This is a genomic window from Pseudomonas sp. zfem002, assembly GCF_032621685.1.
In the GTDB taxonomy this organism is placed as follows: Bacteria; Pseudomonadota; Gammaproteobacteria; order Pseudomonadales; family Pseudomonadaceae; genus Aquipseudomonas; species Aquipseudomonas japonica.
Genome location: NZ_JAVYJH010000001.1, coordinates 160,533 through 181,358, shown reverse-complemented (window position 1 = coordinate 181,358; position 20,826 = coordinate 160,533). Strand labels below are relative to the sequence as shown.

The 20,826-nt window shown below is 63.8% G+C and carries 17 protein-coding genes and 1 riboswitch; of the genes, 2 read left to right on the top strand and 15 right to left on the bottom strand.

Annotated features, from left to right (window positions below; translation table 11 throughout):
* Positions 1-39: 39 nt before the first annotated feature.
* Complete coding sequence (gene alaS / locus RTI28_RS00765; RefSeq protein ID WP_316918688.1) at positions 40-2,664, bottom strand: alanine--tRNA ligase; 2,625 nt, start codon at positions 2,662-2,664, stop codon at positions 40-42.
* 227 nt (positions 2,665-2,891) lie between these two features.
* Positions 2,892-3,045: riboswitch (FMN riboswitch) on the top strand.
* A 109-nt stretch (positions 3,046-3,154) separates the two neighbouring features.
* On the opposite strand from alaS, the gene RTI28_RS00760 reads away from it, so the two are divergent.
* The gene (locus RTI28_RS00760) at positions 3,155-3,661 is read left to right on the top strand and encodes a 6,7-dimethyl-8-ribityllumazine synthase (RefSeq protein ID WP_316918687.1); all 507 of its coding nucleotides are present in this window, start codon (positions 3,155-3,157) and stop codon (positions 3,659-3,661) included.
* Positions 3,662-3,783: 122 nt separating this feature from the next.
* On the opposite strand, the gene astE is transcribed toward RTI28_RS00760, so the two are convergent.
* From astE to acs, 13 genes are all read right to left on the bottom strand, one after another.
* Complete coding sequence (gene astE / locus RTI28_RS00755; RefSeq protein ID WP_316918686.1) at positions 3,784-4,794, bottom strand: succinylglutamate desuccinylase; 1,011 nt, start codon at positions 4,792-4,794, stop codon at positions 3,784-3,786.
* Between the two features lie 11 nt (positions 4,795-4,805).
* Positions 4,806-5,096, bottom strand: a complete 291-nt coding sequence (locus RTI28_RS00750; protein WP_042124493.1) for a topoisomerase II — start codon at positions 5,094-5,096, stop codon at positions 4,806-4,808.
* A 13-nt stretch (positions 5,097-5,109) separates the two neighbouring features.
* Positions 5,110-6,459, bottom strand: a complete 1,350-nt coding sequence (astB, locus tag RTI28_RS00745; RefSeq protein WP_316918685.1) for an N-succinylarginine dihydrolase — start codon at positions 6,457-6,459, stop codon at positions 5,110-5,112.
* A gap of 25 nt (positions 6,460-6,484) precedes the next feature.
* Complete coding sequence (gene astD, locus RTI28_RS00740) at positions 6,485-7,951, bottom strand: succinylglutamate-semialdehyde dehydrogenase (protein WP_316919098.1); 1,467 nt, start codon at positions 7,949-7,951, stop codon at positions 6,485-6,487.
* A complete protein-coding gene (gene astA, locus RTI28_RS00735) occupies positions 7,948-8,973 on the bottom strand; it encodes an arginine N-succinyltransferase (RefSeq protein WP_316918684.1) in 1,026 nt (341 codons plus the stop codon). The genes astD and astA overlap by 4 nt, the downstream gene beginning before the upstream one ends.
* Before the next feature lie 77 nt (positions 8,974-9,050).
* Positions 9,051-10,070 carry an arginine/ornithine succinyltransferase subunit alpha gene (gene aruF / locus RTI28_RS00730; protein ID WP_316918683.1) on the bottom strand — a complete coding sequence of 340 codons (1,020 nt, stop codon included), beginning with the start codon at positions 10,068-10,070 and terminating at the stop codon, positions 9,051-9,053.
* A gap of 132 nt (positions 10,071-10,202) precedes the next feature.
* A complete protein-coding gene (locus RTI28_RS00725) occupies positions 10,203-11,423 on the bottom strand; it encodes an aspartate aminotransferase family protein (protein WP_316918682.1) in 1,221 nt (406 codons plus the stop codon).
* Positions 11,424-11,786: 363 nt separating this feature from the next.
* Positions 11,787-12,767 carry a transcriptional regulator ArgR gene (argR, locus tag RTI28_RS00720; RefSeq protein ID WP_316918681.1) on the bottom strand — a complete coding sequence of 327 codons (981 nt, stop codon included), beginning with the start codon at positions 12,765-12,767 and terminating at the stop codon, positions 11,787-11,789.
* Positions 12,768-12,902: 135 nt separating this feature from the next.
* Positions 12,903-13,667, bottom strand: coding sequence for an ABC transporter ATP-binding protein (locus RTI28_RS00715; protein ID WP_042124478.1), 765 nt, complete (start codon positions 13,665-13,667; stop codon positions 12,903-12,905).
* A gap of 66 nt (positions 13,668-13,733) precedes the next feature.
* Positions 13,734-14,432, bottom strand: coding sequence for an ABC transporter permease (locus RTI28_RS00710; RefSeq protein WP_316918680.1), 699 nt, complete (start codon positions 14,430-14,432; stop codon positions 13,734-13,736).
* Positions 14,429-15,118: an ABC transporter permease gene (locus RTI28_RS00705; protein ID WP_316918679.1), complete on the bottom strand. Its 690-nt coding sequence runs from the start codon at positions 15,116-15,118 to the stop codon at positions 14,429-14,431. The genes RTI28_RS00710 and RTI28_RS00705 overlap by 4 nt, the downstream gene beginning before the upstream one ends.
* Before the next feature lie 89 nt (positions 15,119-15,207).
* Entirely contained in the window at positions 15,208-15,993 is a 786-nt protein-coding gene (locus tag RTI28_RS00700; RefSeq protein ID WP_316918678.1) for an ABC transporter substrate-binding protein, read from the bottom strand.
* 541 nt (positions 15,994-16,534) lie between these two features.
* On the bottom strand, positions 16,535-18,490 hold the full coding sequence (gene acs / locus RTI28_RS00695) for an acetate--CoA ligase (protein WP_316918677.1): 1,956 nt from the start codon (positions 18,488-18,490) through the stop codon (positions 16,535-16,537).
* Positions 18,491-18,894: 404 nt separating this feature from the next.
* On the opposite strand from acs, the gene RTI28_RS00690 reads away from it, so the two are divergent.
* Positions 18,895-19,155, top strand: coding sequence for a DUF2790 domain-containing protein (locus RTI28_RS00690; protein WP_042124467.1), 261 nt, complete (start codon positions 18,895-18,897; stop codon positions 19,153-19,155).
* 100 nt (positions 19,156-19,255) lie between these two features.
* Here the strand turns inward: RTI28_RS00690 and RTI28_RS00685 are convergent, their stop codons facing one another.
* Positions 19,256-20,815 (bottom strand): sigma-54-dependent transcriptional regulator, encoded by a 1,560-nt coding sequence (locus tag RTI28_RS00685; RefSeq protein ID WP_316918676.1) that lies wholly within the window; start codon positions 20,813-20,815, stop codon positions 19,256-19,258.
* Between the last annotated feature and the right edge of the window lie 11 nt (positions 20,816-20,826).

The window sequence follows — 20,826 nt, the reverse complement described above, 5'->3', positions numbered from 1 at the left end:
CGCCGACGGCCCGCCACTAGACGACGGGCCGTCGGCGCCTCAGACACCCTGCTCTACGAAAGGCACGGTCAGGGCCAGTGCTCCGTCCAGCGCCGCGGCGTCCACGCCACCGCCTTGCGCCATGTCCGGACGACCACCGCCCTTGCCGCCCACCGCCGCAGCGGCTTGCTTCATCAAATCCCCGGCTTTGAGTTGGCCGGTGAGGTCCTTGGTCACGCCAGCGACCAGTACGACCTTCTCTTCGTGGACACTGCCGAGCAGGATCACTGCGCGGCCGAGCTTGTTCTTCAATTGATCGACCAGGGCCAGCAGGGCCTTGCCGTCCTGACCGTCGAGACGCGCAGCCAGCACCTTGACGCCCTTGACGTCCACGGCGCTGTTGGCCAGGTCGTCACCGGCTGCACTGGCGGCCTTGGCCTGCAGCTGCTCCAGTTGTTTTTCCAGCTGGCGGTTGCGTTCGAGCACCGCCGACAGCTTGTCGATCAGGTTGTCGCGACTGCCCTTGACCAGTTGCGCGGCTTCCTTCAGTTGCTCTTCGGCAGCGTTCAGGTAAGCCAGGGCCGCCGCGCCGGTGACCGCTTCGATACGGCGCACGCCGGAAGCCACACCACCTTCGCTGACGATCTTGAGCAGGCCGATATCACCGGTACGCTTGGCGTGGATACCACCACACAGCTCGACGGAGAAATCGCCACCCATGCTCAGCACGCGCACGCTGTCGCCGTACTTCTCGCCGAACAGCGCCATGGCGCCCTTCTGCTTCGCGGTGTCGATATCGGTCTCTTCGGTCTGCACCTCGGAGTTCTTGCGCACTTCGCGGTTGACGATCTCTTCCAGGGCCTTGATCTGCTCTGGCTTGACCGCTTCCGGGTGGCTGAAGTCGAAGCGCAGGCGCTGGCTGTTCACCAGCGAGCCTTTCTGTTGTACGTGCTCACCGAGGACCTGACGCAGCGCGGCGTGCAGCAAGTGGGTGGCGGAGTGGTTGAGCGAGGTGGCGTGCTGCACCTCGGCATCGACCTTGGCCTCGACCTGGGCACCGACGCTCAGGTTGCCGCTGGCGATCACGCCGTGGTGCAGGAAGGCACCGCCGGTCTTGGTGGTGTCGCGCACATCGAAGCGTGCGGCGCCGGCCTGCAGGTAGCCGGTGTCGCCGATCTGGCCGCCGGACTCGGCGTAGAACGGCGTGCGATCGAGGATCACCACGCCCTCCTCGCCTTCACCCAGTTGCTCGACGGACTGGCCGTCCTTGTACAGGGCGACGATCCTGGCGTTGCCTTCGGTGGTGCTGTAGCCGGTGAACTCGGTGTCCACGTCGACCTTGACCAGGCTGTTGTAGTCCAGACCGAAGGCGCTGGCGGAACGGGCGCGCTCGCGTTGCGCTTCCATTTCACGCTCGAAGCCGGCCTCGTCGATGCTCAGCTCGCGCTCGCGGGCGATGTCGGCGGTCAGGTCCATCGGGAAGCCGTAGGTGTCGTACAGCTTGAACACCACTTCGCCCGGGATGACGTTGCCTTGCAGGTCGACCAGGTCCTGCTCGAGGATCTTCAGGCCCTGCTCCAGGGTCTTGGCGAACTGCTCTTCCTCGGTCTTCAGCACGCGCTCGATGTGCGCCTGCTGGGCTTTCAGCTCAGGGAAGGCTTCGCCCATCTCGGCCACCAGGGCGGCGACGATCTGGTAGAAGAAGCTGCCCTTGGCACCGAGCTTGTTGCCGTGACGGCAGGCGCGGCGAATGATGCGGCGCAGCACGTAGCCGCGACCTTCGTTGGACGGCACCACGCCGTCGGCGATCAGGAAGCCGCAGGAACGGATGTGGTCGGCCACCACTTTCAGCGAAGGCTGGCCTTCGTCGGTGCAGCCAATGGCCTTGGCCGAAGCGACCAGCAGGCTCTGGAACAGGTCGATCTCGTAGTTCGAGTGCACGTGCTGCAGCACCGCACTGATCCGCTCCAGGCCCATGCCGGTGTCCACCGACGGCGCTGGCAGCGGGTGCAGAACGCCGTCCGCGGTGCGGTTGAACTGCATGAAGACGTTGTTCCAGATCTCGATGTAGCGATCGCCGTCTTCTTCCGGCGAGCCGGGCGGGCCACCCCAGATGTCGGCGCCATGGTCGTAGAAGATCTCGGTGCATGGACCGCACGGACCGGTATCGCCCATGGTCCAGAAGTTGTCGGAGGCGTACGGCGCGCCCTTGTTGTCGCCGATGCGGACCATGCGCTCGGCCGGTACGCCGACTTCCCTGGTCCAGATGTCGTAGGCCTCGTCATCGGTCGCGTAGACGGTGACCCAGAGCTTTTCCTTCGGCAGGTTCAGCCATTTTTCCGAAGTCAGGAAGGTCCAGGCGAAGGTGATGGCGTCGCGCTTGAAGTAGTCGCCGAAGCTGAAGTTGCCCAGCATCTCGAAGAAGGTGTGGTGACGCGCGGTGTAGCCGACGTTTTCCAGGTCGTTGTGCTTGCCGCCGGCGCGCACGCATTTCTGGCTGCTGACGGCACGGGTGTAGGCGCGTTTTTCCTGGCCGAGGAAGCAGTCCTTGAACTGGTTCATGCCGGCGTTGGTGAACAGCAGGGTCGGGTCGTTGCCCGGAATCAGGGAGCTGGAGGCGACTCGGGTGTGTCCCTGCTCTTCGAAGAATCGAAGGAAGGCTTCACGGATTTCTGCGCTTTTCATAGGTTCTTCCACGGAAACGGCGGCCTGAGGCAAAAGTGCGCGTCAAATGACGAAAACGACGGCAAAGGGCCGCATTATAGCTAGCCTGACTGGCAGGTGTAGTGGGTTTTATACGCTGCTGACACGCATTCAGGATGAAATGCATGTTAATCGGGTCTATTTAGTTAGCAGGCTATACGTTCCGTCGGAAACTGTGTTACAAAAAGCGCCGCCATCACCCGTGATGGCAACGTTCTCAGGGCGGGGTGCAATTCCCCACCGGCGGTAATTGCGCGCAATGCGCATAGCCCGCGAGCGCTTGCAGGCATACCCCTGCAAGGTCAGCAGACCCGGTGTGATTCCGGGGCCGACGGTCACAGTCCGGATAAAGAGAGAACGGGATAGGCACCCTCGTGTCCGCTCGTCCGCAATATGCGTCCCAGAGGCGTCGCGGCGACCATCCCCTTCGATCCAGATGCCCTGTTTCCCATGCGAACAGGAGTCCGTTTCAATGCAAGCAACCCCAATCGACAGCAAGAGCCACGGTAACGAACGAATCGCTTTCGTCCAGGCATGCTGGCACAAAGATATTGTCGATCAGAGCAAGAAAGGTTTCGTCGAGGAGATGGCCAAGCATGGCTATCAGGCCGCTGATATCGACTTCTACGAAGTCGGTGGCGCGTTCGAGATCCCGCTGCACGCCAAGCTGCTGGCCCGCGGCGGCCGCTATGGTGCCATCGTCGCCGCCGGCCTGGTGGTGGATGGCGGCCTGTACCGTCACGAGTTCGTCGCCCAGGCGGTAATCAACGGGCTGATGCAGGTGCAGCTGGAAACCGAAGTGCCGGTGTTCTCGGTGGTACTGACCCCGCATCACTTCCATGCCGGCGACGAGCACCAGAAGTTCTTCTACGAGCATTTCGTGTTGAAGGGCCAGGAGGCGGCGAATACCTGTGCCGATACCCTGCTGAAACTGCGCGCGCTGCGGCGCCATGACGTGCCGCAGAAAGTGGCGGTCTGACTGAGTGATCTCGGGGGGACCGCTTTGCGGTCCCTTCGCGGGCAAGCCACGCTCCTACGGGGGGATGTGCGGGCCTCCCTTCGCAGGAGCTGGCTTGCCTGCGAAGGACTGCAAAGCAGTCCCTAAACGCCCAAGCCCTCGGTCGAGGCCGGGACGATCAGGATCCCCGCCCGCAGCCCGTTCTTCACCTTGGGATTGGGGAAGATGATCCGCGCGCCCTCCTCCTCGACGATCCAGCGCGTGTCCGCCAGATCCTCCGCCAGCAGGTAACCACGGGACAACTCCGAGAAGTTCTCGATATCCGCCGGCAGGTGCAGGTGGAAGGCATCGCTGTGCTTGATGATTTCGCGGGCGACGCTGAACAGCTGCAGGCCGTCGAGCTCGCCGGCGTGTTCCGGCTCGGTGCCCTCGATGATCTGGATCAGCCTCGCTTCCAGGCGCTCCAGGTTGACCTGCTGGTTCTGCCCGAACGGCCGCGCCTTGCCCAGTTCCAGGGTGAAGGACTCGGCCTCCAGCTTTTCGTAGGTGTAGGCGGTGAAGGTGATCGAGGTCTTGCTCTGCAGCAGCACCGCTTCCATGCCAGCGGCGCGCAGCCGGGCCAGTTCGCGACGGGAATGCTGGCGCCCCTCTTTATAAGGGTAGAGCGCGAACTGCTCGATCTTCGACCCGCGAATCGCGGTGTGCAGGTCGTAGTGCAACCGGGTACGCCCCGGCACGCTGAAGAAGGTCGCAGCCAGATGCTCCAGGTCGCCGGCGCGCAAGGCTTCCGAGCCGCTGGTCAACTCATGGCGGCCATTGAACAGGCGATTGACGTCCTGCTCGATGTAACGCTCGCCGCGACGAATCGCCTCGGGATTGCCGAACAGGAAGAGGATCCGCGCCCGTGGCTGGACTTCGCCCTTGGCGATGCGCCCCAGCAGGTCGTCGAGCAGCTCGATCGGCGCGGTTTCGTTGCCGTGGATACCCGCGGACAGAAGAATGTCCAGGCCGCTGTCCCGCGACTCCGGCGGACGGACTTCCAGCGCGCCCTCGGCCAACCAGCGCAAACGCACGCCTTGAACTGTCGTCTGGGTCTTCTCGGCCGGTTCGCGACCGGCCAGGGTCAGATCAAGGAGTTTGCCGAGGGCGAGCATGGTGTCGTTCCTTAGTGATGATGTCCGCAATCGGGACCGTGGACGTGATCGTCATCGTCGCCGGCGTCCGCCGGCTCCATTTCCAGTTGCAGGCTGACCAGGTTGGTCGCCAGCGGGCGCAGCAGCAGGTTGGCGTACTCGGTGTCACCTTCCTCGACGTCGACGCCGATCAGCAACTGACCGCGACCGTCCTGCTGGATCCACACTTCCTTGCCCTGCCAGATCACCGCAAAGCGGCTGCTGGATACTTCACGCTGGTTACCATCTTCGTCTTCAAGGATCAGTTGCAGGGCGTCGGACATGTTCGGGTCTCTTTCAGGGGTTGAGTTGGAACGGATAGACCGAGCCCAGCTTGAGGATCCGGGTCAGTTCATCCAGCGCCGTGCGGCACTCCACCAGCAGTTGCGGATCGGCCAGGTCGCTTTCGCTCAGGCGATCGCGGTAGTGCCGGTCGACCCACTGGGTCAGGGTGTCGTACAGCGAGGCGGTCATGATAACCCCTGGATTGACCGCCGCCAGTTCCGTTTCATTCAGCGCCACGCGCAGGCGCAGGCAAGCCGGGCCACCGCCGTTCTGCATGCTCTGCTTGAGGTCGAACACGCGCACCTCGGCAATGGTGCCGCCCTGGCTGGTCAGGCCGTTGAGGTAGGTCCAGACCCGCTCGTTGTTGCGGCATTCTTCCGGCACGATCAGCAGCATGGAGCCGTCGTCGCGGGACAGCAGCTGGCTGTTGAACAGGTAGGAACGCACGGCGTCCTCCACCGAAACCTGGGCCCGCGGCACGCACACGGCCTTGAAGTTGCCGCCACGCCGGGCCAGCTTGTCCTTCAGTTCGGCCAGGACCCGCTCGGTCTCCAGGAAGGCGTCCTCGTGATAGAACAGCACCTCGCCGTTGCCCACCGCGATCACGTCGTTGTGGAACACGCCCTGATCGATCACCGCCGGATTCTGCTGAGCATAGACCACGCCATCGTCCGTCAGACCGTGCAGACGAGCCACGGCCTGCGAGGCTTCCAGGGTCTGCCGCGCCGGGTATTTCTGCGGCGCCGGATAACGGGTGTCGAAGGCACTGCGACCGAACACGAAGAACTCCACGCCCGGCTCGCCGTAGGCACGGCAGAAGCGCGTGTGGTTGGCCGCGCCTTCGTCGCCGAACTGCGCCACCGCCGGCAGCGCGGCGTGGTGGGCGAAGCGCTGCTGGTCGGCGAACATCGCCTGCAGCACGCGGCTGGTGGTCGGGTGCTCGATGCTGCGGTGATACTTGCAGTTGAGGTTGGCGGCGGTGAAATGCACGCGGCCGTCGGCGGTGTCGGCGCTCGGGCTGACCGTGGCGGCGTTGGCCACCCACATGCTCGACGCCGAGCAACTGGCGACCAGCAGCGGCATGGCTTCTTTCGCCGCGCGCTGGATCACTTCGGCATCGCTGCCGCTGAAGCCCAGGCGACGCAGCGCGGCCACATCCGGGCGCTCCTGCGGCGCCAGCACGCCCTGCTGGAAGCCCATGTCGGCCAGGGCCTTCATCTTCGCCAGGCCCTGACGCGCCGCTTCGCGCGGGTTGGAGCCCTGCTGGCTGTTGCTCTGCGAGGCTACGTTGCCGTAGGACAGGCCACCGTAGTTGTGGGTTGGTCCGACCAGCCCGTCAAAATTCACTTCAAACGATTTCATCGGTCAAGGCTCCGTGAACCTGTTGTTATAGGGCGACGCCGGGCGTCAGCGTGGCAGGCAGGACAAGGCTCGCGGTCTCCAGCGAAGCCACCGGGTAGGCGCAGTAATCCGCCGCGTAGTAGGCGCTGGCGCGGTGGTTGCCGCTGGCACCGACGCCGCCGAACGGCGCGCTGCTGGCGGCGCCGGTCAGTTGCTTGTTCCAGTTGACGATACCGGCGCGGCTTTCCAGCCAGAACTGCTGGTAGCGCGCATGGGAGTCCGACAACAGGCCGGCGGCGAGGCCGTACTGGGTGTCGTTGGCTTCGGCGATGGCCGCCGGGAAATCGGCGTAGCGGATCACCTGCAGCAGCGGGCCGAAGAACTCTTCATCGGGACGTCCGGCCACCGCGCTGACATCGAGGATGCCCGGGGTCAGCAGCGCGGCGCTGGCCTGCGGCTGGGTCATTTCCAGCAACGCGGTGGCACCGTTGGCCAGCAGTTGGGCCTGGGCGTCCATCAGCGCCTTGGCTGCGGCCAGGGATACCACCGAGCCCATGAACGGCGGCGGCTGCTGGTCGAAGGCACCGACCGAAATGTTCTTGCTGACCTCGACCAGCCGCGCCAGCAGCGAGTCGCCCCAGGCACCCTGCGGCACCAGCAGGCGGCGCGCGCAGGTGCAGCGCTGGCCGGCGGAGATGAAGGCGGACTGGATGATGGTGTAGACCGCGGCGTCGAGGTCCTTGACCTCGTCCACCACCAGCGGGTTGTTGCCGCCCATTTCCAGGGCCAGGATCTTGTCCGGGCGCCCGGAGAACTGTTGGTGCAACAGGTTGCCGGTGCGGCTGGAGCCGGTGAAGAACAGGCCGTCGATACCCGGATTGGCGGCCAGGGCCACGCCGGTTTCCCGCGCGCCCTGCACCAGGTTGAGCACGCCTGCCGGCAGACCGGCGTCGATCCAGCACTTGACGGTCAGCTCGGCAACCTTGGGCGTCAGCTCGCTGGGCTTGAACACCACCGCGTTACCCGCCAGCAGTGCCGGGACGATATGACCGTTGGGCAGGTGCCCCGGGAAGTTGTACGGACCGAACACCGCCACCACGCCATGGGGCTTGTGCCGCAGCACGGCGGTGGCATCGGCCAGCGGGCCGCTCTTCTCGCCGGTGCGCTCGCGGTAGCTCTGTACCGAGATGGCGACCTTGTTGACCATGCTGGTCACTTCGGTGGCGGCTTCCCACAGCGGCTTGCCGGTTTCCTCACCGATGCAGTGGGCCAGCGCCTCGGCGCTGGCCTTCAGTTGCGCGGCGAAGGCTTCCAGCACGGCGATGCGCATGTCCAGCGACTGCCGCGCCCACCCCGGGAATGCCTGGCGTGCGGCGGCGACGGCCTGCTCGACCTGCGCCGCGTTGGCGCCGCGGCCTTCCCAGATCACTGCCTGGGTCACCGGGTTCAGGGATTGCAGGGCATCACCCTGGCCAGCCAGCCATTGGCCTGCGATGTAGTGAGTGGTCATTATTTGGCCTCCCGGGCAGCGGACAGCGGAACGGCGCGCACCTGGTCGCCGGCGCTCAGGCGCAGGCGCTTGGCGGTCTTGGGATCGACCACCAGGGTGCCGGCCGCCAGGCGTGCCGGCGCCGCGGCGATGCGGCAGTCTTCGCGCTTGCGGTTGTGAATGATGTAGGCCGGGGCGTCATCGCCCGGCGTGCCGACGGCCAGGACCAGGTTCTGGCTGTCCTGTACCGCGCGAATCTTGCGGGTTTCGCATTCGATGGCCGGGCCTGCGTCGAAGATGTCGACGTAGCCCTGGTAGCTGAAGCCCTCGCTCTTGAGCATCGCCAGCGCCGGCTCGGTGTCGCTGTGGACACGCCCGATGACGTTGCGCGCCGCTTCCGAGAGGAAGCAGGTGTACAGCGGGAACTTCGGCATCAGCTCGGCGATGAAGGCCTTGTTGCCGACGCCGGTGAGGTAGTCGGCCTGGCTGAACTCCATCTTGAAGAAGTGCCGGCCCAGGCTTTCCCAGAACGGCGAACGGCCCTGCTCGTCGGACATGCCGCGCATCTCGGCGATGATCTTGTTGCCGAACAGCTCGGGGAACTCGGCGATGAACAGCATCCGTGCCTTGGACAACAGGCGGCCGTTGAGCCCGGTACGGCTGTCGGCCCGCAGGAACAGCGAGCACAGCTCGGAGTTGCCGGTCAGGTCGTTGGCCAGGAACAGGGTGGGGATTTCCCGGTAGATCTTCAGTTCCTGGGAGGCGCTGACGGTCAGGCCTACCCGGTAGTTGTACCAGGGCTCGCGCAGGCCGACGGCGCCGGCGATGGCGGAAATGCCGACGACCACACCGTCGTCGTTCTCCAGCACGAACAGGTAGTCCGCGTCGCCGCGCTCGGCTTCGCCGCGGAAGGTCTTCTCGGCCCAGCCGACCCGGTGGGCCAGGCGTTCCTCGTTGGCCGGCAAGGTGGTCAGGCCGGTGCCGGTGCTGCGCGCCAGCTCGATCAGCGCTGGAAGGTCGCTGCTGCGTACGGGACGAACGATCATGCTATCTCCTCGGGCGGATGCCTGTGGGCATCCGCGAAACTCGGCCGGTAACTCTCTGTATCAAACGGCAGTCCGCTTCAAACCGCGACCAGGCGCACGCTGGCGCCTTCGCCGACACCCAGGGCCTCGACGGCTTCCTGGCTCAGGTGAACGGGCTTGCCCGGTACCCAGTCCAGCTCCAGCAGTACCGCGCGGTAATCCTGCAACTGGCCGTTGGACACCAGGTACTGACGGCCGCCCTTGGTCGGCTGCTCCTGCAGCTTGACCGGTACGACCCGGCTCTGGGCGATCGAACGGATGCCGGAAACCCGCGCATGCAGGGTCGGGCCGCCGTCGAAAATATCGATGTAGTGATCGGTCTCGAAGCCTTCGCGCATGAGGATGTCGAAGGTGATCTGCGCCCGCGGATGCACCTGGCCCATGGCTTCCTGCGCGGCGTCCGGCAGCAGCGGCACGTAGATCGGGTAGTGCGGCATCAGCTCGGCGAGGAAGGTACGGCTCTTCAGGCCGCACAGACGCTCCGCCTCGGCGTAGTTGAGATCGAAGAAGTTGCGCCCGATGGCGTCCCAGAACGGCGAGTCGCCGTTCTCGTCGCTGTAGCCGACGATCTCGGTGACCACCGACTCGGCGAAACGCTCGGGGTGGGCGGCCATGAACAGCAGGCGGCCGCGCGAGTTCAACTCGGCCCAGCCGCTGTTCACCAGCTCCGGCAGCACATAGAAACTGGTCAGCAGGCTGTTGCCGGTGAGGTCATGGCACTGCGAGAGCACATGGATCTTGTTGTGGATCTTCAGCTCGCGGGACGCATGCACGAAGGTCTCGTTGCGGAAGCTGTAGAACGGCTCGGAATAGCCGGCGGACGCGACGATGGCCGAGCAGCCGACCAGCTTGCCGCTGCTCAGGTCCTCGAGCACGAAGAAATAACTCTCCTCGCCGTTGAAACTGACTTCGGCGGCGAACGAGGTTTCCGAGGCAGCGATCTTGTCGCCCAGTCGACCGGCATCATCCGGCAGGGACGTGACACCAATGGGACTGTCCGCAGCCAGACGCTGTACTTCATCCAGGTCAGCCATTTGCGCGGGGCGCATCACCAGCATGGTGTCACTCCTTTCGGGTCTACGGGCCGACATCCGTCGGCGCAAAAAAAGCGGCGTGTGCGCAACGGGCACAGGCCACGGGAAATCGGTTCGCTGGCCGGTGGCCGGCCAGCGACGGTCCTGCGGGGTGGATCAGGCCTGGGTCAGCTTGGCGGCAGCGCGCTCGAAGCGGTCCAGACCTTCGTCGATGTCGGCATCCTCGACCACCAGGCTCGGGGCGAAACGCACCACGTCCGGGCCGGCCTGGAGCACCATCAGGCCTTCCTGCTCGGCGGCGTTGAACACGTCCTTGGCCTTGCCCTTCCACTGCTCGGTCAGCACGCAGCCGATCAGCAGGCCCATGCCGCGAACCTGGCTGAACAGGTCGTACTGCTTGCCGATCTGTTCCAGGCGTGCCTTGAAGCGCTCGTGCTTGGCCTTGACGCCCGCCAGCACTTCAGGGGTGTTGACGATGTCCAGCACGGCGTTGGCGACGGCGCAGGCCAGCGGGTTGCCGCCGTAGGTGGTGCCGTGGGTGCCGACGGCCAGGTGCTTGGCCAGGTCGTTGGTGGTCAGGATCGCGCCGATCGGGAAACCGCCGCCCAGGCTCTTGGCGCTGGAGAGGATGTCCGGGGTCACGCCGTAGTGCATGTAGGCATACAGCTCGCCGGTACGCCCGACGCCGGTCTGCACTTCGTCGAAGATCAGCAGCGCGTTGTGCTTGTCGCACAGCTCGCGAGCGCCTTGCAGGTAGGCCTTGTCGGCCGGGACCACACCGCTCTCGCCCTGGATCGGCTCGATCACCACGGCGCAGGTCTTGTCGGAGATCTGCGCTTTCAGCGCTTCCAGGTCGTTGTACGGCACATGGCTGATACCGGTGATCTTCGGCCCGAAACCATCGGAGTACTTCGGCTGGCCGCCAACGCTGACGGTGAACAGGGTACGTCCGTGGAAGCTGTTGACGGTGGCGATGATCTCGTGTTTTTCCGGGCCGAAGCGGTCGTGAGCGACGCGACGGGCCAGCTTGAACGCGGCCTCGTTGGCCTCGGCGCCGGAGTTGCAGAAGAACGCACGGTCGGCGAAGGTCGCGTCGACCAGCTTGCGGGCCAGCTGCAGGGCTGGCTCGTTGGTGAAGACGTTGGACACATGCCACAGCTTGTTGGCCTGTTCGGTCAGCGCGCTGACCAGTGCCGGGTGGGCATGCCCCAGGACGTTAACGGCGATGCCGCCGGCGAAATCGATCAGCTCGCGGCCCGACTGGTCCCAGACTCGGGATCCGGCGCCGCGCACGGGAATGAAGGCGGCTGGCGCATAGTTGGGAACCATTACCTGGTCGAAATCGGCGCGTTGCACCGGAGCTTGCTCAACGGACATCGGAGTCTCCTGAAGAGGAACGCCTGCCTGGAACTGGCGAGCGATGGGGGGATTGTAAGGAGAGATGAACGCCTGGCCTTGCCGCCAAGCGACAACTTCTTATAGCGCCAAACCCTGTTTTGCCAAGGCTTTCGGCAATGCGACAAATAGGGTCGCAAAGGCGCAGTTTAAACGGAGCGAGGGGTTGGCGGGGAGAATCTAAGGGTTTGGGAAGGAAGGAAATTCGCACTGCCTGACCGCCGGGTCACCAGCCGTGAAGACTCTGTAGGCGCTGGCTTGTCGTGCGACGAAATTGAGGCCTGGGACCGCTGCGCGGTCCTTCGCGGGCAAGCCTCGCTCCTACGAGGAGGCCGCGCCGCAAGATCAGCCGCGCTCGGCAGGCACCGAGGACAGCTCGAACGGTGAGCTGCTGCGCCGCTGGTTGCGATCTTCCCGCGGCGTCGCGCCGAAGAAGTTGCGGTAGGCACTGGAGAAATGCGGGCCGGAAGAAAAACCGCAGGACAGCCCGATCTGGATGATCGACTTGCTGGTCTGCATCAGCATCTGCCGCGCCTTGTTCAACCTCAGCTCCAGGTAGTACTGGCTCGGCACCCGGTTCAGGTACTGCTTGAAGATCCGCTCCAGTTGCCGGCGCGAGACACAGACATGCTGGGCGATCTCGTCGGTGGTCAGCGGCTCTTCGATATTGGCTTCCATCAGCAGCACGGCCTGGGTCAGCTTCGGATGACTGGAGCCGAGGCGATTCTGCAGCGGAATGCGCTGACGCTCGCCGCCCTCGCGGATGCGCTCGACCACCAGTTCCTCGGACACCGCCCCCGCCAGCTCGGCCCCGTGGTCCCGCGCCAGCACTGCCAGCAACAGGTCGACCACCGACATGCCGCCGCAGGCGGTCAGGCGATCGCGATCCCAGTCGAACAGATGGCTGGTGGCGATGACCTTGGGGAAACGCTCGGTGAAATCATCCTGCCAGCGCCAGTGCACCGCAGCACGGTAGCCGTCCAGCAAGCCCAGTTGCGCCAGTGGATAAACCCCCGCCGACAACCCGCCGACCACGCAACCGGAACGCACCAGTTGCTTGAGCGCCGCACCCAGCGCCGCGCCGACCGCCAGTGGCGGCTCGTCGGCGAGCAGGAACAGCTTCTGGCAATTTTCCAGGCGCCCGGTCCACGGCTCGCCCGGCAAGCGCCAGTCACCCTCGAGCGGTGCCTCGGCCTGGAGGAAGGCCAGCTCGTAGGCCACTTCCGGGTGGACCTTCTGCGCCACCCGCAATACCTCTTCCGCAAGCGCCAGGGTCAGAGCCTTGGTGCTGGGCCAGATGAGAAAACCGATTCGCTGGGTGGTCATGGGGTGTAGTCCGAAACCTGAAGTGAGTCTGCTGCCCGTCAGGGTAGACGAGCCGAGTGATGCGTGGTGCACGCTGCGCGGGCGGCGCAGCATGACCTATTTTGGTGCAAAGCGGCAGCCTTGAAGCATGCCGACTTATTTCAGGCTGCCGGAGAGGAACTGCTGCAGGCGCTCCGACTGCGGATTGACCAGCACTTCCCGCGGGTTGCCAGCCTCTTCCACCAGGCCCTTGTGGAGGAACACCAGTTGGTTGGAAACCTCGCGGGCGAAGCCCATTTCGTGGGTCACCACCACCATGGTGCGGCCTTCCTGGGCCAGCGACTGCATGACCTTGAGCACGTCACCCACCAGTTCCGGGTCGAGTGCCGAGGTCGGCTCGTCGAACAGCATCACTTCCGGCTCCATCGCCAGCGCCCGGGCGATCGCCACGCGCTGCTGCTCGCCACCGGACATATGCCCGGGGTATGCGTCCTTGCGGTGCGCGACGCCGACCTTGGCCAGGTAGTGCTCGGCCTTTTCCAGGGCTTCCTTCTTGCTCACCCCGAGCACGTGCACCGGGGCTTCGATGATGTTTTCCAGGGCGGTCATGTGCGACCACAGATTGAAGTGCTGGAACACCATCGACAGGCGCGAGCGCATGCGCTGCAGCTGCTTGGGATCGGCGGCCTTGAGCGCACCGTCCTTGTTCGGCACCAGCTTGAGTTCTTCATTGTTCAGCAGGATCTTGCCGGCGTGCGGCTGCTCCAGCAGGTTGATGCAGCGCAGGAAGGTACTTTTGCCCGAACCACTGGAGCCGATGATGCTGATCACGTCGCCGGCCTTGGCGGCCAAGGAGACGCCCTTGAGCACTTCATGGCTGCCGTAGCGTTTATGCAGATCCTGGATTTCGAGTTTGTACATGCTGTCGGTTCTCACATAGCGTTCGGTCGCGGGCACAGGCCCAGGGCGATAAGTTGGCCGCGGGCATCAGCCCTTGCGCGGCGCCAGGTAGCCGAGCCAGCGGCGTTCGGCAAGCTTGAACAGGCGGACCAGGATGAAGGTCATGCACAGGTAGAACACGCCGGCGGTGATGTAGGCCTCGAACGGCAGGTAGTACTGGGCGTTGACGGTTCGCGCGGCACCGGTGATGTCGATCAGGGTCACGATGGACGCCAGACTGGTGGTCTGCAGCATCATGATCACTTCGTTGCTGTACTGCGGCAGGGCACGGCGCAGGGCCGACGGCAGCAGAATGCGGCGGTACATCTTGTAGCGCGACATGCCCACCGCCTTGGCCGCCTCGATCTCGCCGTGAGGCGTGGCCTTGAGGCTGCCGGCGATGATTTCCGCGGTATAGGCGCTGGTGTTGATGGCGAAGGCCATGCAGGCACAGAAGGTCGCGCTGGACAGCCACGGCCAGAGGAAGCTCTCGCGCACCACCTGGAACTGGGCCAGACCGTAGTAGATCAGGAACAGCTGGACCAGCATCGGCGTACCGCGGATCACGTAGGTGTAGAGCCAGGCGACGAAGTTCACCAGCGGCTGCTTCGAGACCCGCATCAGACCCAGCGGGATCGCGCTCAGCAGGCCGAAGAACAGGGAGATCGCCAGCAGTTTGAGCGTGGTCAGCAGACCGCCGAAGTACAGCGGCAGCGCCTCCCAGATGACGTTGTAGTCGAAGATCATAGTTCAGCCGCCTTTACGCCTACCGAGTAGCGTTTTTCCAGGTAACGCAGGGCCAGCAGCGAGACACTGGTGAGCACCAGGTACAGCGCAGCCACCGCCAGGAAGAAGGTGAAAGGCTCGCGGGTGGCGTCGGCCGCCTGCTTGGCCTTGAACATCATGTCCTGCAGGCCCACCACCGAAATCAGCGCGGTCGCCTTGGTCAGTACCAGCCAGTTGTTGGTGAAGCCGGGAATCGCCAGGCGGATCATCTGCGGCACCAGCACCCGGAAGAAGATCTGCAGGCTGCTCATGCCGTAGGCCATGCCGGCCTCGGCCTGGCCTTTCGGGATCGCCATGAAGGCGCCACGGAAGGTTTCCGACAGGTAGGCACCGAAGATGAAGCCCAGGGTGCCGACACCCGCGACCAGCGGATTGAGGTCGATGTAATCGTCATAACCCAGCAGCGGCGCGACGCGGTTGAGGATGTCCTGGCCGCCGTAGAAGATCAGCAGGATCAGTACCAGATCGGGAATACCGCGGATCACCGTGGCATACAGATCGCCCAGCCAGGCCAGCCAGCGCACCGGCGACAGGCGCAGGGCCACGCCGATCAGGCCGAGCACGATGGCCAGGGCCATGGACGACAAGGCGAGCTGTAGCGTCAGCCACGCTCCATCGAGGATGACTGCCCCGTAGCCTTTCAACATGATGAGGTCCTCGACCTTAGGGATGAAAAAATGGTGCAAGCCTCAGCGCTTCTGCTGCTTGCACCATTGAGCAGGTGACACGGCGTCGGTCAGTTGCTTTCCGGGCCGTAGATATCGAAGTTGAAGTACTTGTCCTGGATCGCCTTGTACTTGCCATTGGCACGGATAGCGGCGATGGCGGCGTTGATGCGCTCCAGGTTGGCAGTGTCGCCCTTGCGCACGGCGATGCCGATACCGTCACCGAAGTATTTCGCATCGGTGAACGCAGGCCCGACGAAAGCATAGCCCTTGCCGGCATCGGTCTTCAGGAAACCGTCTTCCAGCAGGGTGGCATCGGCCACGGAGCCGTCCAGACGACCGGCGGTGATGTCCAGGTAGATTTCGTTCTGGGTGCCGTAAGGAACGATGACCGCGCCCTTCGGAGCCAGGACTTCCTTGGCGAAGCGGTCGTGGATCGAGCCGCGCTGGACGCCGATCTTCTTGCCTTGCAGTTCGGCCAGGCTGTCGCTGACGGTGCTGCCTTCCTTCATCACCAGGCGAGCCGGGGTCAGGTAGTAGCGCTTGGTGAAGTCGACGGACTTCTTGCGGTCGTCGGTGATCGACATGGACGACAGGATCGCGTCGATCTTGCGTACCTTCAGCGCCGGGATCAGACCATCGAACTCCTGCTCGACCCACTGGCACTTGACCTTCATCTCTTCGCACAGGGCGTTGCCGATGTCGTAGTCGAAACCGACGATGCTGCCGTCCGGTGCTTTCGAAGCGAAAGGTGGGTAGGCGGCCTCGATACCGATTTTCAGCGGTTTCTCGTCAGCCAGCGATACCAGGGAAAACACGGATAGCGCGAGGGCGCCAAGCAGTGCGAGTTTCTTCATCTGGGAACTCCATTGGTAAAGGGCGATACCAGGCAGTTCGACTGCCCGCTATGCAAATGGGTACAACGCAGAGCCGCGCAGGGCCGGACCACCGGTCAGGTGCCACGAGCGAGTGATCGGCATTTTAACGACAGCTCGGAAGCCGATATTTCTTCAATGCGACAAGTAGTTACAGAAGCGCAGGAAGAGCGGCCGGGAGATATTGACAGTTTCGGGGGAATATGCAAAAGCGAAAAACAAATAACCTGTAACCGAAGCAATAACCGGGCCCATTATTGGCAAACCCTTGCAATCCGGCAAGCCCAGCCATTCGAGTGTCGGAAAACCTGAACGAACACGCACTAGAATAGAACATCACCGTTTCCATACACCCCGTTTTCGTACGAATACGGTGACAGGACGGTTACCGATGAAAGTCGAAGTAACAAAAAAACCGAAGGCCCCATCCGAAACGATATCGGTGGGGCCTTCGGTTTTTCGCTGAGTTACCTGATGAGCCTGTGGGAGCGAGCCCCCACAGGGGTTATGCAACTATCCGGAGTCAGGCGACGCTCATGGTCTTGTGCGTCTCGACCAGGTGCGCGACCACGCTTGGATCGGCCAGGGTCGAGATATCGCCCAGGGCGTCGTACTCGGCCGTGGCGATCTTGCGCAGGATGCGGCGCATGATCTTGCCCGAACGGGTCTTCGGCAGGCCCGGGGCCCACTGGATGACATCCGGCGAGGCAATCGGACCGATCTCCTTGCGCACCCAGTTCTTCAGCTCCAGGCGCAGCGCCTCGCTCGGCTCCACGCCGCCATTGAGGGTGACGTAGACATAGATGCCCTGCCCCTTGATGTCGTGCGGCACGCCAACCACGGCAGCCTCGGCGACTTTCGGGTGGGCGACCATGGCGCTCTCGATCTCGGCGGTGCCCATGCGGTGGCCGGAAACGTTGAGCACGTCGTCGACGCGACCGGTGATCCAGTAGTAACCATCCTCGTCGCGACGGGCACCGTCACCGGTGAAGTACATGCCGCGGAAGGTCTTGAAGTAGGTGTCGACGAAGCGGTCGTGGTCGCCGTACAGCGAACGCGCCTGACCCGGCCAGGAATCGAGGATCACCAGGTTGCCCTCGGCGGCGCCTTCGATCAGGTTGCCCAGGTTGTCCACCAGTGCCGGCACCACGCCGAAGAACGGACGGGTCGCGGAACCCGGCTTCAGCGCGGTGGCGCCTGGCAGCGGGCTGATCAGCACGCCACCGGTTTCGGTCTGCCACCAGGTGTCGACGATCGGGCAACGCTCCTTGCCGACGGTCTGGTAGTACCAGTTCCAGGCTTCCGGGTTGATCGGCTCGCCCACCGAGCCCAGCAGGCGCAGGCTGGAGCCGTCGGCGCCGGCCACCGCGGCCTGACCTTCGGCCATCATGGCGCGGATCGCGGTAGGCGCGGTGTAGAGGATGTTGACCTTGTGCTTGTCGACGATCTTCGACACCCGGGTGATGTCCGGATAGTTCGGCACACCTTCGAACAGCAGGGTGGTGGCGCCGTTGGCCAGCGGACCGTAGACGATGTAGCTGTGGCCGGTGACCCAGCCGACGTCGGCGGTGCACCAGTAGATTTCGCCCGGACGGTAGTCGAACACGCGCTCATGGGTCATGGCGGCGTAGACCAGGTAGCCGCCGGTGGTGTGCAGCACGCCCTTCGGCTTGCCGGTGGAACCGGAGGTGTAGAGGATGAACAGCGCTTCCTCGGCGCCCATTTCCTTCGGCGCGCAGACGCTGCCGGCAACTTTCATCAGGTCTTCGTACCAGATGTCGCGATGCTGGTTCCACTTGATGTCGGAACCGGTGCGCTTGCACACGATGACCTTCTGGATGCTGCTGGTTTCCGGGTTGGTCAAGGCGTCGTCGACGTTGGCCTTGAGCGGGGTACGACGGCCGCCACGCAGGCCCTCGTCGGCGGTGATCACCACCTTGGACTTGCAGTCGATGATCCGACCGGCCAGGGCCTCCGGGGAGAAGCCGCCGAAGACCACGGAGTGGATCGCACCGATGCGGGCACAGGCCAGCATGGCGACCACGGCCTCGGGGATCATCGGCATGTAGATGGTCACCACGTCGCCACGGTGCACGTCCTGGCCACGCAGGGCGTTGGCGAACTTGCAGACCTGCTCGTGCAGCTCGCGGTAGGTGATGTTGCGGTGCTCGGAAGGATCGTCGCCTTCCCAGATGATTGCGACCTGGTCGCCGCGCTCTGCCAGATGACGGTCAAGGCAGTTGTAGGACACGTTCAGGGTGCCATCGGCAAACCACTTGATGTCGACGTGGTGGTCGTCGAACGAGGTCTGCTTGACCTTGGTGAAAGGCTTGATCCAGTCGAGGCGCTGAGCCTGCTCACGCCAGAAGCCGTCCGGGTTGATCACCGACTTCTGATACATCGCCTTGTAGGTGGCCTCATCGGTCAGGGTATTCGCCGCAACCTCGGGACGAACAGGGTACAGGGAAGCCGCACTCATCTTTGTTACCTCGGTGTAATAGTTGTTTTTGTATGACCTCGTTTTAACTGTACCAGAGCCGCCCGGGCCATTCGACGTTGGTAGTAACGCCACGGTCTTTTCGCCTCACCCCCTGCTGCAGCCGCTCTAGAACGCGAGTCCCAGGAGTACCCGAGGGTACCGGGATTTTTTCTCGCGGTGATTGTTACGGATTCCGCCAACAGTGTTTATCAAAACATCGTCTGTTTCAGTGCAAGGTCACCCCCTAGAATTCACCTGGCCAGCAACGGCAACGAGATTAACTTCAGGTAACAGCCCCCACGAAGGCACGTTAATCCCGCGATAACTTTCCGCTTCTACTTTGCTGCACCGTAGCGCCACAAGCGCTACGCCCCCTTATTCGACCTTGAACAGGTGATCTGAAGATGAAAGCTTTACTGGTTTTGGTACTCGGTAGTGTTTGCGGCGTGGCCATGGCCGATGACCTTGCAAATAATGGCGCCGAGCAGATTCCGGTTGAACAGTACAGTTATTCGCAACACCTGGATATCGCCAAAGTCATTTCCATGAGCGAGATCCCGAATGTCTGCGAAGTGGTCCCGGCCCGCATGACGTATGAGGATTCGCAAGGCCAGAAGCATATCCTCGAATACCGTGTGATGGGTAACGGCTGCTCCAACGGCTAACTTGCTTCCCGTGGCTGTCGCGCCTCTTCGAATTTTCAAGAGGCGCCACGCCCGAATAATACTCCCTTAATAAAGCCGCCCCGCCGCGAAACTTTCCAACTTATTCCAGCGACTTGCCAATTGCATAATCACGCAACTTGTTGGCAATGGTCGTGTGCGATACTCCCAGTCTTTTTCCCAATGCCCGACTGGTTGGAAATTCACTCTGCAACGATTCCAGCACCGCCTTTTCGAATCGTCCGACAATCTGCGCCAGATCGCCTTCCAGGGAGAACTCCCCCAGTGGTTGTCGCGCGCCGTAGTCCGGCAAACGGATATGTTCCGGCTTGACCACCCCGCCCTCGCACAACGACACCGCCTGGAACAGCACGTTTTCCAGTTGCCGCACGTTGCCCGGCCAGTGGTACTGGCTCAGGCGCTCCAGCGCCGCCGGCGCCAGGCGCGGCAGCGGGCAGCCGATCTGGCGGCTGGCCTGGTCGAGGAAATGCTCGACCAGCGGCGGCAGGCCGTCGAGGCATTCGCGCAGCGGCGGGATATGCAGCGACAGCACGTTGAGCCGGTGGTACAGGTCCTGGCGGAATTCGCCACGGGCGCAGAGCTCGGACAGATCGACCTGGGTCGCGCAGATCACCCGCACATCCAGGTACACCTCCTCGTCGCTGCCGACCCGACGGAAGCAGCCGTCCTGGAGAAAACGCAGGAGCTTGACCTGCAGGCGCGGGCTCATCTCGTCGACGCCATCGAGGAACAGCGTGCCGCCGGCGGTCAGCTCCAGCAGCCCCAGCTTGCCCTCGGCGCGAGCGCCTTCGAAGGCACCGGGGCCGTAGCCGAACAACTCGGTCTCGGCCATGGATTCCGGCAGGCCGGCGCAGTTCAGCGCCATCAATGGCGCCTGGCCGCGCGGGCTGGCCAGGTGACAGGCGCGGGCCAGCAACTCCTTGCCGGTGCCGGTCTCGCCCTCGATCAGCAGCGGCGCATCCAGTGGTGCCATGCGCCGCGCCTCGCGGACCACCGCGGCCATCACCCGCGAACTCTGGAAGATGCTGTCGAAGCCGCGCAGTTCCTGCTTGCGCACGTTGTAGATGCGCTCGCCGATGCGGTCGGCGCGGTGCAGGGTCAGCACCGCGCCGGCCAGAGCCTCGCTGTCATCATGCTCGGATTGCAGCGGGGCGATATCGGCAAGGAATACGTCGTTCTTGATCTTGACCCGCAGACCATTGATCCGCGCCTTGTTGGCCCGCACCAGTTCCGGCAGGTCGAAATCCTCGGCGTAGCGCGACAGCGGCATGCCCGGCACCTCGTCCACGCGCACACCGAGCAACTGCGCCGCAGCGCGGTTGGCGGCGACGATGGAACCGCCCATGTCGATCGACAGCACCGGGAACTCCAGGGCACCGAGCAGCGCGTTCAGCTCCATGTGCCGCCGCTCGCTGGGCATCAGGCCGACCCGCTTGACCCCGAATACCCCGGTGATCGCCTCGAACTTCGGACGCAGCGCCTGGAACTGCAGGTTGATCAGGTTCGGACAGTGCAGATAGATGGCATTGCCATGCTCGCCGCCCACCTCACCCCGGGCGACGTTGATGCCGTACTCCACCAGCAGGTTGAGGATGTCCCGGAGGATGCCGATGCGGTTCTGGCAATGCACTTTGATACGCATGAAAGGTCCTA

Excerpts from the sequence above, each read along its gene's own strand:
- alaS (WP_316918688.1), bottom strand. The coding sequence starts at position 2,664 with ATGAAAAGCGCAGAAATCCGTGAAGCCTTCCTTCGATTCTTCGAAGAG.
- RTI28_RS00760 (WP_316918687.1), top strand. The coding sequence starts at position 3,155 with ATGCAAGCAACCCCAATCGACAGCAAGAGCCACGGTAACGAACGAATC.
- astE (WP_316918686.1), bottom strand. The coding sequence starts at position 4,794 with ATGCTCGCCCTCGGCAAACTCCTTGATCTGACCCTGGCCGGTCGCGAA.
- RTI28_RS00750 (WP_042124493.1), bottom strand. The coding sequence starts at position 5,096 with ATGTCCGACGCCCTGCAACTGATCCTTGAAGACGAAGATGGTAACCAG.
- astB (WP_316918685.1), bottom strand. The coding sequence starts at position 6,459 with ATGAAATCGTTTGAAGTGAATTTTGACGGGCTGGTCGGACCAACCCAC.
- astA (WP_316918684.1), bottom strand. The coding sequence starts at position 8,973 with ATGATCGTTCGTCCCGTACGCAGCAGCGACCTTCCAGCGCTGATCGAG.
- aruF (WP_316918683.1), bottom strand. The coding sequence starts at position 10,070 with ATGCTGGTGATGCGCCCCGCGCAAATGGCTGACCTGGATGAAGTACAG.
- RTI28_RS00725 (WP_316918682.1), bottom strand. The coding sequence starts at position 11,423 with ATGTCCGTTGAGCAAGCTCCGGTGCAACGCGCCGATTTCGACCAGGTA.
- argR (WP_316918681.1), bottom strand. The coding sequence starts at position 12,767 with ATGACCACCCAGCGAATCGGTTTTCTCATCTGGCCCAGCACCAAGGCT.
- RTI28_RS00715 (WP_042124478.1), bottom strand. The coding sequence starts at position 13,667 with ATGTACAAACTCGAAATCCAGGATCTGCATAAACGCTACGGCAGCCAT.
- RTI28_RS00710 (WP_316918680.1), bottom strand. The coding sequence starts at position 14,432 with ATGATCTTCGACTACAACGTCATCTGGGAGGCGCTGCCGCTGTACTTC.
- RTI28_RS00705 (WP_316918679.1), bottom strand. The coding sequence starts at position 15,118 with ATGTTGAAAGGCTACGGGGCAGTCATCCTCGATGGAGCGTGGCTGACG.
- RTI28_RS00700 (WP_316918678.1), bottom strand. The coding sequence starts at position 15,993 with ATGAAGAAACTCGCACTGCTTGGCGCCCTCGCGCTATCCGTGTTTTCC.
- acs (WP_316918677.1), bottom strand. The coding sequence starts at position 18,490 with ATGAGTGCGGCTTCCCTGTACCCTGTTCGTCCCGAGGTTGCGGCGAAT.
- RTI28_RS00690 (WP_042124467.1), top strand. The coding sequence starts at position 18,895 with ATGAAAGCTTTACTGGTTTTGGTACTCGGTAGTGTTTGCGGCGTGGCC.
- RTI28_RS00685 (WP_316918676.1), bottom strand. The coding sequence starts at position 20,815 with ATGCGTATCAAAGTGCATTGCCAGAACCGCATCGGCATCCTCCGGGAC.